Genomic DNA, 12,186 nt, shown 5'->3' with positions numbered 1-12,186 from the left:
GCCGTATTATTCACCCGAACGAGCCAGCTCAACTTCAGGTTCTTTAGTGCAAATTCTTGCTGCAAAACCCTGTACACGTTTACCCATGGTAAAAATGATGGTGAAGGCAACCGGCCAGGCAACCACAAATGCCTGCGCCCAGCGAGCCGGGAAGCCGGCATCAACACCGGTATTATAGGCTGTAATCACACCTGTCATAATAAATACCATCAGGATAGACATAAGCAAGGGAGCCACAATCGGCAGATATTTCTTAGGTAACATGGCAGATATCCTGTGAGAGTTGCTGGATAAGCTTTAATTTAGAATTGTCTTATATTTTAGCTAAAGGGAAATGAAAGTCAAATCCGAGTAATTTAATAGGGATTGTTGTTTCGATTGGTCGCAGACTCAAGGAATATCTCCGTTATGACCTGACAAAAACTAATCACTGAGCCTGTTTCAAATAAAAAAAGCCTGTCAATAAATTAACAGGCCATCATATACCCTCGGTATTCTTAAACTTAACGTCTATTCGGCAGGTGAGCCATCATTTGCCTTGTCAGTATTTTCAACCCAAGGTTTTGCGATAAGGCTTCTGCGCTCCTCATCAACTTTGATAAGTTGCACTTTAAGCTGATCCCCCAGCCGATAGCGGGTTTCACCCTCGATAATGACCTGCCCTGAATTATTGTCCATGGTCATCGCTTTACGATCTTTATGGATCATGCTGCCCGGTATAAAAGGTGCCGCACCATTTTCCAACAGCCGAACACGCATTCCACCTCGGCTGATATCAAAGATTTCACCATCAAAAACCGTTTGTTCTTCAACGGCAGGCTTTAGGAAACGTGTATAGAGCCAATGACAGGTATCTCGTTCTGCCAGCCGACTTGATTGCCGTTGTTGATCCAGTTGCTCACCCAGACTGTCTTCAGGAGTCACCGGCGTCTGGCCGGCAAGAATCTGCTTAATTAGTCGATGGTTGACCATGTCGCTGTACTTACGGATAGGGGAGGTCCAGGTCGCATAACCCTCAAGTCCCATCCCATAATGCGGTGCTGGTTTGTTCTGAGTCAGTACATAACCCTGGAAGCGGCGCAGACGTGAATCCAGCCAGGTATTTTCTTCCCCAATCAAGCGTCGACGGAAAGCTGCATAGCCTTGCAGTGAGCCGAGATCCTCAGCGTTCATGGTATAACCCTGATCGTTCACGATGGTAACCACGTCTTCAATTTTTTCGGGATCAAAACCGATGTGCGTGTTGAAGATACCTGTATTGTGAGTGGCAAGGAATCGGGCTGCACTGATATTAGCCAGAATCATCGTCTCTTCAACCATCTTATGGGCGGTGCGACGTTGTTCTGCGATGATCGCTGTGACCTGACCTTCACTGTCCAGCTTGAAGCGGTAGTCTGGTCGGTCTTTAAATACGACGGCATTTTCACTGCGCCATTTGAAGCTGGCTTCTGCCACGTCACTCAGCGCTTTAAGGGAGGGGGCGATCAGGGCATTAACTTCAGGGCTTTGAAGGAGCTCTTCCCCAAGTTCCAGCCAGTTAGACACTTCATCGTAGCTCAGTTTAGCCTTTGAACTTATCCAGGCTGTAAAAAACTCAGGCGTGCTCTGAAGCGTGCCCGCCTGATTGATCTGCACCTGACAGCAAAGAACCGGGCGCTTTTCATTGGGCTGAAGAGAGCAAAGCTCATCGCTAAGCGTCCGTGGAAGCATTGGAATATTGCGGCCGGGAAGGTAAGTTGTGTAACCACGCTCTTTTGCGATTTGATCAACATCGGAATCAGCGGCGACATATGCAGACGGATCAGCAATTGCAATGGTCAGCAGCCAGCCATCAGCGGTGGCTTCTGCGTGAATTGCATCATCCATATCACGAGTACTGGGGCTGTCTATGGTAACCAGAGCCAGTTCTGTGAGATCCCGGCGATCCAGAGGGTCTTCAAGAAGTGCAAAAGGGGTTTCCGTCACAGGAGCATCAGCAGAAAGCTTATGACGGGCAAGGCTGATTAACCACGGCAGATTGGTATCTTCAGCTGAAGCAATTCGCTGAACGATCTCGGCCTGAAACTTACCATCACGTAAGGCATGCTTTTCCAGAAGAGCGACAACCCAGTCTTCTTCCTTGAATTGGCTCTTATCAAGTGGCGATTTGACTACCGCATTTAAAGCGCGGTTTAGCAAGTGATGCTCCGGCATTACCTGTAATTTATTCTTGAAGAAGCAGGCACGGCCAATAAAACGGATCAGTGAGGCTTCCGTCAGGCTTTCAAGTTCAGCTGATTCCTTACCATCATTGCTGACCAGACGCGCCTGAACACGGTCACCATGCAACACTTTGCGCATCTCAGGAGGCGGCACGAAATAGCTTTTCCCTTTATCAGTCTCAAGAAAGCCATAACTCTTTTCGGTAGCTTTAATCTGCCCTTCAACACGGGGGGCGGACTCCTGTAGATCATTCTTAAGTTGTTTCAGCAATTCTAGGTTCTGTAGCATGGAATCTTATCTGGCCAAGGTAAATAGGCTTGGAATGATAGTTGTCTTGGATGACAAAACCAATATTTTTAATCAATTAGGGCGGAAAACACCTTCCTTTCGTCAGGTATTAACTTATTGATTGTTCTGTGAAATTTGACCATTGAATGGGTAGAACTTTTTGCCCAGTGAACTTGCTCTTAAGCTGTGTGACAATGTCACTGCAAGGTCAGCGTTACTTTCAATGAATGCTGCCCTGTCAGGCGCTTAGTGCGCAGTCCGTGTTTTTCTCCGGCACAGAGAAAGGCATAGTCTGAATCGGCTGCGCTCAATAATTACCGGCAGTGGAAGGTATGCGTTCTCAAAAAGGACGCTAAAACTGCCGGACGTTTAATGGAGTATAAAAAATGAATTGGGTAACCCCTGATCTGTGTGATGCGTATCCAGAGTTGGTCCAGGCTGTTGAGCCAGGCTTTGCTAATTATGGTGGTGTAGATTCTTTTGGTGGCCAGATGGTCACTGTTAAGTGTTTTGAAGACAACTCCAAAGTTAAAGAGTTGGTTGATCAGCCGGGCGAAGGCAAGGTTATGGTAGTTGATGCCGGTGGCTCTTTCCGCTGCGCCATGCTGGGGGATATGCTGGCAGAAAAAGCGGTTAAAAACGGTTGGACTGGCATCATAATGTACGGTTGTGTTCGGGATGTGGATGTTCTCGCCGAGCTTGAACTGGGCGTTCAGGCGCTGGGTTCACATCCAATGAAGAGCCTGAAAAAAGGCATCGGTGAGCAGGATCTGGATATCACGTTTGGTGGCGTGACCTTCCGCCCGGGCGAATACGTGTATGCTGATAATAACGGTATTATCGTTTCGCCGGAGCCTCTAAAGATGCCGGAAGCCTGATTGTATTATCGGTCTCCTGCTTCGGGCTGACAGAGCTCGCAAGGCTAAGTTGTGATCATCACACTTAGCCTTTTTTTGTAAGCTCAACTTCCCCCTGTTTTTATCTCTCTTCAGCTGGCGTTAAGGCTGCTTGCCTAAACTTGAGTATTCTTAACAAAACTTTAAACCATTTCAGCAGGTTAAGCGTATGCGTTTATAAAGCATTGCTTTACCCTGAAGGGAATTATTGAACGCCAATGCTGTCCATCCAGAAGCCGCTTTTCTAGGATATTGTGTTTTCGGGGATATCATTAACGGACTGCTGACATTAATTACCGATGGGTTAGTGCTGTGCCCTGTATCAATACAAACTCTATCGCCCGATCTAAATTTTTCGCCAGAGTATTAATGAATAGTATTAATGAATAAAAAACCGAAATTACTCAGTGTTGCTGTTTTTGTGGCTCTTGTGGGTTGCTCAGGAGTTGAGAATCGTGATCAGCCGAATTTCAGCCAATTAGGCATGCCTTCGCAATGGCAATCCTCTGAAACCCGAATTGAATCGGTAAATACCCCTGCCCAACACTACCAACTGTCTGACAAGGCCTCCGATTCGTCGTCGCTTTATTCACCCTTATTGGCGACTACTGCGCAAACCCGCTGGGTGAAAAACTTCAATGACCCCGGTTTAACACTTCTGGTCGAGCGTGTATTGAGTAACAACGCAGGCTTAGCTGCTGAAGCCGCAAAAGTAAAAAGTGCCGGAGCTGGGCAGGTGCAGAGCGAGTCTGCACTTTATCCCACGCTGGATCTCACCGGCAGTTTCAGTCAGAGACAAACCGGTAGTATTACCACCGACCAGCAAACCGTCAGCCTGAATGCAGGCTTTGAGTTAGATCTTTGGGGTAAGCTTAGCGCCCGGGAAAAAGAGGCCAGTCTTAATTTTGCCGCTGCCAGAGCAAGTTTCACCGATACAGCCCTTGATCTGAGCGCTGAGACGGCAACCGGCTGGTACAACCTGATTGCTCAGAAAAAGCTACTGGAGCTCTACAAACGGCGTGAAGATACGCTGAATAATGCGCTTAAGGTCGTTGAGCAGGGTTATAGCAAAGGCCTGAAAGAGGTTGATGATCTCTATAGTGCCAGGAAGAGTCTTCAGAACGAAAAAGATACGATTAGTGCTCAGCAACAGGTGATTACAGAACAGGTTAGGGCGCTGCAGGTTTTGTTGGGGCGCTATCCGGACGGCCGCTTGCTCAGTGATTCCGGTCTTGAGCTGCCAGAGCTGCCCACGTTTAAATCCGATGTTCTGCCATCCGAACTGATATCCCGGTCGCCTTCGCTTCAGTCTCAATGGCTGACACTGCTCGCTGCTGATGCGGGACTTGCTGCCGCTAACCGTGATCGTTTTCCAAGTCTCTCGCTTTCGGCTTCTGTCGATCAGAATATCGACTGGAACCTGATGGCCAGCCTTACTCAGCCCCTGTTTAATGCTGGAAAGCTTGCGGCCGCTGAGGATAAGGCCGCAGCTGAGGTGGAACAGCAGGAAAAAAGCTACCTGCAGGCGGTGTTCTCTGCTTTTGCTGATGTGGAAAATGCCCTGATGCAGGAAACGACCCTTGAACACCGGTACGCGCTGGCCAGTGAAAACCTGGTTACAGCCCGACAGAGTACCGCTCTGGCTCTGAGCCAGTATCAGCTTGGCCTGACTGAGTTGGATACCCTGCTTTCCATTCAGAAAAGCATGCTGGATACAGAAGCAGAGGTTATCCGTCTTCAGAACCAAAGGCTGGCAAACCGGGTCAGTCTGTACCTGCTTTTGGGGGGCGATACACGTTCGGTGTCATCTCGTGAAACTCCTAAGGACGCTGAAGCGCTCTGATTCCTGAGCACATTAACCCAATGAATGATGATTTGTTATAGCAGCCCGAGCTGACGCTTAAAGGTTAAACACTATGTTACGAAAAATAATCCCTCTTGTTGTTCTTGCTGCAATGGCTGGTGGTGCCTGGGTCGTTTTTAAAAATCCTCCCGAAGTCAACAGGGCTCCCCGGAAACCGACCCCGGCGATGTCGGTTCAGGTTCAAACCATAACGCCTGAAGACTATCCGTTAAAAGTCCAACGTTTTGGTCGGGTTGTTGCTCAGCAGAGAACGCCTTTGATCGCTGAGGCTGCGGGAGAAGTTCTGTATCTTGCCCCGGAGCTGAGAGCCGGTGGCACATTTAGTAAAGGTCAGTTACTGATTACTCTTGATGATTCCCGCTACGTCGCTGAATTGGCGATTGCTAAAGCAAGCCTGACAGAAAGTGAGGAAAACTATGCGGAGCAGCAAGCTCTGGCCGAGCAGGCACGACAAGCCTGGGCGCTATCGGGTCAGAATGGTGAGCCTAGTGCCCGGGTGTTGCGTAAACCTCAGTTAAAAGCGGCGGCAGCTCAGGTTGAAAGTGCCAGAAGCTCTGTAAAATTAGCGGAATTATCCCTTTCCAAGGCCCGCATTAAGGCTCCCTTTGACGGTTCAGTGGCAGCACTGAATGTTGAAGAGGGGCAGGCGATCAGTTCCGGAGCTGAAATTGCTACCCTGATTGCCAATCGGGCTCCTGAAATAGAAGTGGCACTGCATCAACGTGATCTGGAGTACCTGATGCTCGACTCTTCAGGAAAGAGGCCTGAGGCTGAAACAGACGTGCAGGTCTTCGATAGGAAGAAAAGCTATTTCGGAACGCTTATTCGCACCGCAGCAGAGCTGGACGCGGCATCTCAGCAGTTAATGGCCCGAGTGCAACTGAAAGAATCTTCCTCTGTTTCAAATCAGGATAAAGCCGGGGATTCCATGGTTTGGCCTCGGGTAGGTAGTCTTGTAGAGACCGTTATAAAAGGCCAGACGCTGAAAAATGTCATCGTGATTCCGAATTCGTCTGTTTACCAAAGTGGTTATGTGTATCTGGTTATTGGTGGAAAACTTCAAAAGCAGAATGTAGTGCTGGGTTGGCAGGACGATCATTTTTCAGTCGTAGAAAGCGGCCTCAAAACCGGTGACCAGCTTGTTGTAACCCCCTTAGGTCAGGTTACCAGTGGTACTCTGGTAACGTTAACCTCTGCTGAACAGGGAGAGCCTGAGTCATGATTGCGTGGTTTGCCCGAAACCATGTCGCTGCCAACCTGCTGATGATCTCTATTCTGTTGGCCGGGACCTTTTTGCTGTTGAAAAAAGTACCTCTTGAGGTATTTCCGGCTATTCAATTTGATCAGGTTGATGTTTCTGTCAGCCTGAGAGGGGCGAGTCCGGATGATATGGAGCAGGGGGTCACGATTCTGATTGAGCAGAGTGTTCAGGATCTGGAAGGGATTGAGCAGATTTTCAGTCGCTCAGCTGAAGGTTCGGCAACGGTCAGTATGGAAGTTGCTGATGGCTACGATCCAAAAGATGTTCTGACTGATATTAAGTCCCGAGTTGATGCGATCAGCAACTTGCCCTCCGAGGCTGAGCGCCCGGTGATCGCTCTTGCGGAACGCATTCGTGAAGTGATTTCGGTGACGGTGTCTGGTGAGCTGACAGAACGTGAAATTCGACAGGCTGCTGAGCGCGTCAGAGATGACCTGATCCGGGCTCCGGGGGTAACACAGGTTAAGCTTGATGGTGTTCGTGATTATGAAATTGCCATTGAGATCTCTCCTTTTGCACTGAAACAGTATGATCTGACCCTGAGTGAAATCCGCCAGATTATCCAGGCTGAATCCGTCGATCTTTCGGCTGGTAATCTGAAAACCTCGGGAAATGAGGTGCTCATAAGTTCTAAAGGTCAGCGTTACCGCCAACGTGAATTTGAAAATATTGTTGTCAAAGCTACTTCTGATGGCGCTTTAATTCGTCTGAAGGATATCGCAACAGTAACCGATGGTTTTGAAGAATCACCGCTGCGCACCCGGTTTAATGGTAAGCCTGCGGCTATGATTGATGTCTACCGTACAGGCCAGGAAAGTGCGATTTCTGTTGCCGATGTGGTCAAAGAATACATCGCATCCCGTCAGGCCAGTCTGCCGGAGGGACTTGAGATAAGTTATTGGGATGATGACTCTGAAGTTGTTAAAAAACGCCTCAATACACTGCTCAGCAATGCCATGCAGGGGGGCTTACTGGTACTTGCACTGCTGACTCTTTTTTTACGCCCGGCGATCGCATTCTGGGTGTTCATCGGCATTCCGATCAGTTTTATGGGAGCTTTTATTCTGCTGCCATTTCTCGGGGTTAGCCTGAATATTGCCAGTCTGTTTGGCTTTATTTTGGTACTGGGTATTGTCGTGGATGATGCCATTGTGACCGGGGAGAATGTCTATACCCACCTCAGAAAAGCAGAAAACGGGCTTGATGCCGCTATTATTGGCACGCAGGAAGTGGCTGTTCCAGTCACCTTTGGCGTTCTGACCACGGTCGCTGCCTTTTTACCGTTAGCGTTTATTGACGGCCATCGTGGCGCGATCTTTGCCCAGATTCCGGCTGTCGTTATTCCCGTATTATTATTCTCACTCATTGAATCCAAGTTCGTATTGCCTGCTCATCTCAAGTACATCCGAATCCGGGCTAAAGATGAAAAACAGTCCCGACTGGAGCAGCTGCAACAGGATTTTGCTGATGGCTTTGAGCGCTTTATCCTGCGCTATTATCGTCCGGCACTGAAGCGTGTGCTCAGGTACCGATACACCGCGCTGGCGTTTTCAATAGGCGCTCTGATTCTGTTGGTGGCCACCGTCAGCTCAGGCTGGATGCGCTTTACTTTCTTCCCGAAAGTACCGAGTGAAACGGCCCGGGTTACTCTGACCATGCCAACAGGTACAGCCTTTGAGGTGACGGATCGTTTTGTGGTCAGAATGACGGATAAAGCAAGGGTGTTGCAGGAGAAATATCGGGATCCTGTGAGTGGTGTCAGCGTGATTCGTCATATCTTTTCTACAACAGGCTCCCGGGGAGCCGCGCATGTCGGTCAGGTTCGGTTTGAGATCACTCCGGCTGAGGAGCGCGACTCCAATATCACCAGCCTTCAACTGGTCAACGAGTGGCGTCGGCTGATAGGTCCGGTTCCCGGTGCTGAGTCTTTGGCTTTCAGAGCAGAGTTTGGCCGTGTGTCTGACCCGGTGGATATTCAGCTTTCCGGCTCAGATCTGCGAATGCTTTCTGACGCAGCAGATCAGGTAAAAAACCGGCTAGCGACTTATCCCGGTCTGTTTGATATTACGGATTCCCTGGCCGATGGTAAGCAGGAGCTCCGCATCGAGCTTAAAGCCCAGGCATACATGCTGGGGCTGGATCGAAGTTCAATTCTGCAACAGGTTCAGCAGGCCTATCTGGGTAGCGAGGTCGAGCGTATCCAGCGCGGGCGTGAAGAGGTGGTTGTTATGCTGCGTCTGCCTGAACAGGAACGCGATTCGATATCTGATCTGCTGGATCTTGAGATTGTCACAAGCGACGGTACCCGAATACCCCTGTCTCATTTAGCTGACCTTAAGCCCGGTAAAAGCCCTTCTGCTATCTATCGTATCGACGGTTATCGGACCGTCAATGTAACAGCGGACATGAACAAGAAAACAACTAACACGACGGTGCTCAATCAGGATCTGAAACAGTTTCTGAATCAGCTGAGCCTTCAGTATCCTTCGGTGGAATATAGTCTTAGGGGAGAGGCAGAAGAACAGGAGAAATCTTTTGGCTCCCTGCAGATCGGTCTGATTCTGGTGCTGTTTATCATCTACGGCTTGCTGGCCATCCCGTTTGGCAGTTACACCCAGCCGCTGATTGTCATGTCTGTGATACCTTTTGGGGCCATCGGGGCTGTCCTTGGTCATGCCATCATGGGGATGCCGCTGACCATTATGAGCCTGATGGGGCTGCTGGCTTTGGTTGGTGTTGTCGTCAATGACAGCCTGGTACTGGTGGACTTTGTTAATCAGAAGCGCGCTCAGGGGGATAAGCTTCATAAGGCGATTATGAGCGCAGCTCCTAAGCGGTTCCGCCCGGTGATGCTGACCTCAATGACTACCTTTATTGGTCTTTTCCCCCTGTTATTTGAGAAATCAACTCAAGCCCAGTTCCTGATTCCTATGGCCGTTTCTTTAGGCTTTGGGATTTTATTTGCTACACTTATAACGCTGTTCCTGATTCCTGTTAACTATATGATTCTTGAAGATATTAAGTCAGTTAAATTGAGTCTCAAGAAAGCTGAGGATATTCGCAATTAACCCTCTTAAAGGTTATGACATACCCTAGCGGTGGCAGGAAGCTCAAATCAAGATGGAAACGATTTCAAACTCAGGGTTTCGTTATTTAGGGAAATGGATACCCACCGCATACTATTAAGACGCCTTAGGTAAAGGAAAGCCTTGGGTGTCGTCGCAGGACAACCGGATACCCCACTGGTGCCTGCTAAGGATCATTCACTTATGCGCATTGTCTTGTCATCCCCACTGACAGATCAGGGTTATTATCTTGAAGCGTTACAAAAATGTTGCCCCTATGCCGATGTTCGTCTCTGGAGTGATGTTAAAGAGAGTAACTGGCAAGCCGAATATGCGCTGGTTTGGCAGCCGGAAAATCAACTCTTTCAACACCAGAAAGAACTGAGAGCTATCTTCAACCTGGGAGCCGGAATCGATGCCCTGGAAAAGCTCCCGGATCTGCCTGGCGATATTCCTCTTTTTAAACTGAGGGATGCGGGCATGGGGCAGTGGATGCTTGAGTACGTGATGTATGGTCTTGTTCACTTCGGGCGGCACTTTGATCATTATCGCAAGCATCAGGAGAGTCAGTCCTGGCGCCCGGAATACACCCATAGTTTGCAACAAAGACGTATCGGCCTATTGGGACTTGGCCCCTTAGGGGCTTTTGTGGGCGAGCAGCTGTCTCAGTTGGGCTATAGTGTGATGGGCTGGAGCCGCAGTCGCAAAGATGAACTTAATTTCGAACAGTTCAATGGCTTTGATCAGTTAGATACTTTTCTATCGCGATCCCATTTTCTGGTTAATTTACTGCCTGCGAAAGATGAAACATACCACCTGCTTAACGAAAACCGTCTGATGAACTTACCCAGAGGTTCCGTTGTTATTAGCGTTGGGCGAGGCTCTGTTATTGATGAACATGCACTTTTGGTTCAGCTGCAAACCCGACATCTGAGAGGGGCATTAATGGATGTCTTTGAACACGAACCCTTGTCCAAAGAGCACCCTTTCTGGAAGCAGGATAATATCGTGATCACTCCGCATATGGCCGCACCGACACAGCACGAAGAGGCTATTCGTCAGATTCTGAACGATATTCTCGATATTGAATTGGGTAGTGGCCACAGTCTGATGTAACGTTTTTTGTCATCAGACTTTTAAACCATCGTTTTCTGTCGGTTCCGGGACAGTGCTTACAAATTGTTACCGGATTCACGACAGTTTCTGCATTTTATCACTGATCTGCAACGCATCTTCAACTAGAATTCAGCCCAATTCCACACCCCCGTAGTGGACTTAACTGCTTTTATGTCTTGAGGATGCTGTTCTATGTTTGACCCGGTCATGATGGGTTGCCTGATTTTGTTAGTGATTGCCGCTCTCTGGGTCACCGAATGGGTGCATGTCAGTATGACAGCACTTTTGGTCCCGGTTCTGGCGGTTGTATCCGGTATTTTTGATGTTAAGCAGGCTTTCAGTGCCTTTGCTAACCCAATCATCTTTATTTTTTTGGGCGGCTTTGCACTTTCTGCCGCTCTTCATAAACAAAAATTGGATCAACGAATAGCCCAAACGATTCTCAGCATTGCTGCAGGCCGACTGAGCAAGGCTGCTAATCTGATTTTTATCACCACCGCTGTCCTTTCGATGTGGATCTCCAATACGGCCACTGCCGCTATGATGCTACCGTTAACGCTGGGGGTTTTGTCTGCGCTGGACTCATCCAAACACCGTCGGACTTATCTGTTCTTTCTTCTTGGCATCGCTTTTTCAGCCAATATTGGGGGCATAGGTACTCTGGTGGGTAGCCCTCCTAATGCTATTGCGGCGGCTGCAGTGGGTCTGAGTTTTACGGGTTGGATGATGGTGGCCTTACCGGTTGTCGTTGTGTTGATGCCCGTGATGATTTTCACCCTTAGGTATACCTGCAAACCTGATCTCAGCCAACCGGTCGAGTTTGAGGCGACGAAACTGCCTCCTCTGAACAGAACGCAAATAATGACACTGGGAGTCTTTGCGCTAACGGTTGCCGGGTGGATATTCAGTAAGCCACTGGCCACGGTGCTGGGAATTACCAGTGGCATTGATGCTGTGGTAGCCGTATCGTCTATCCTGACGCTGGCTGCATTACGGCTGTTGAATTGGGAAGAACTAAATGAGCAGACCGATTGGGGGATACTGCTGTTGTTCGGCGGTGGATTGACCCTGAGCGCATTACTCTCAGAATCCGGCGCAAGCAGCTTTATTGCCGGACACATTATCAGCATGATCGAGCATACACCTTTATTGGTTTTCGTGATCAGTCTGGTGATTTTTGTCATGGTTCTCACCGCTGTTGCCAGTAATACAGCCAGTGCGGCACTGCTGCTCCCTATTTTTCTGCCATTGGCGGAGGGGGTTGGTTTAGGGCAAACGGGTCTTGCGGTTCTGATTGCTATTGGCGCTTCCTGTGCTTTTACCCTGCCGGTTGCGACACCGCCAAACGCGATTGTTTTTGGCAGTGGCTTTGTTCCACAAAAAGAGATGCTGCGAGTAGGGTCGCTTCTGAGTCTGGTGGTATTACCCGTCCTGGTTGGTGTTGGGCTCAGCTAATACCTGTTAATCACTTCTTAGCGCCCCGTGGAAAAGCTT

At 49.0% G+C, this 12,186-nt stretch carries 8 protein-coding genes; 6 read left to right on the top strand and 2 right to left on the bottom strand.

The genetic code is table 11. The features are described 5' to 3' along the window. Positions 1–6 precede the first annotated feature (6 nt). Both AC4GL5_RS09105 and AC4GL5_RS09100 read right to left on the bottom strand, forming a co-directional pair. Positions 7–264 (bottom strand): DUF2798 domain-containing protein, encoded by a 258-nt coding sequence (locus AC4GL5_RS09105; RefSeq protein WP_490382463.1) that lies wholly within the window; start codon positions 262–264, stop codon positions 7–9. Between the two features lie 246 nt (positions 265–510). Continuing rightward, a complete protein-coding gene (locus tag AC4GL5_RS09100; protein ID WP_490382462.1) occupies positions 511–2,490 on the bottom strand; it encodes an exoribonuclease II in 1,980 nt (659 codons plus the stop codon). Positions 2,491–2,876: 386 nt separating this feature from the next. Between AC4GL5_RS09100 and rraA the strand changes: the two genes are divergently transcribed. The 6 genes from rraA (at position 2,877) to AC4GL5_RS09070 (ending at position 12,147) form a co-directional block, all read left to right on the top strand. Continuing rightward, on the top strand, positions 2,877–3,368 hold the full coding sequence (gene rraA, locus AC4GL5_RS09095) for a ribonuclease E activity regulator RraA (RefSeq protein ID WP_490382461.1): 492 nt from the start codon (positions 2,877–2,879) through the stop codon (positions 3,366–3,368). Between the two features lie 400 nt (positions 3,369–3,768). Then, complete coding sequence (locus AC4GL5_RS09090) at positions 3,769–5,229, top strand: TolC family protein (protein ID WP_490382460.1); 1,461 nt, start codon at positions 3,769–3,771, stop codon at positions 5,227–5,229. 73 nt (positions 5,230–5,302) lie between these two features. After that, the gene (locus AC4GL5_RS09085) at positions 5,303–6,472 is read left to right on the top strand and encodes an efflux RND transporter periplasmic adaptor subunit (protein WP_490382459.1); all 1,170 of its coding nucleotides are present in this window, start codon (positions 5,303–5,305) and stop codon (positions 6,470–6,472) included. After that, on the top strand, positions 6,469–9,579 hold the full coding sequence (locus AC4GL5_RS09080; protein ID WP_490382458.1) for an efflux RND transporter permease subunit: 3,111 nt from the start codon (positions 6,469–6,471) through the stop codon (positions 9,577–9,579). Before AC4GL5_RS09085 ends, AC4GL5_RS09080 begins: the two co-directional genes overlap by 4 nt. 141 nt (positions 9,580–9,720) lie before the next feature. Beyond that, entirely contained in the window at positions 9,721–10,692 is a 972-nt protein-coding gene (locus AC4GL5_RS09075; protein ID WP_490382457.1) for an NAD(P)-dependent oxidoreductase, read from the top strand. Positions 10,693–10,884: 192 nt separating this feature from the next. Continuing rightward, positions 10,885–12,147 (top strand): SLC13 family permease, encoded by a 1,263-nt coding sequence (locus AC4GL5_RS09070; RefSeq protein WP_490382456.1) that lies wholly within the window; start codon positions 10,885–10,887, stop codon positions 12,145–12,147. Positions 12,148–12,186: the final 39 nt, after the last annotated feature.

Source organism: Oceanospirillum sp. (assembly GCF_982874595.1).
This window is presented reverse-complemented; position numbering and strand designations above follow the sequence as displayed.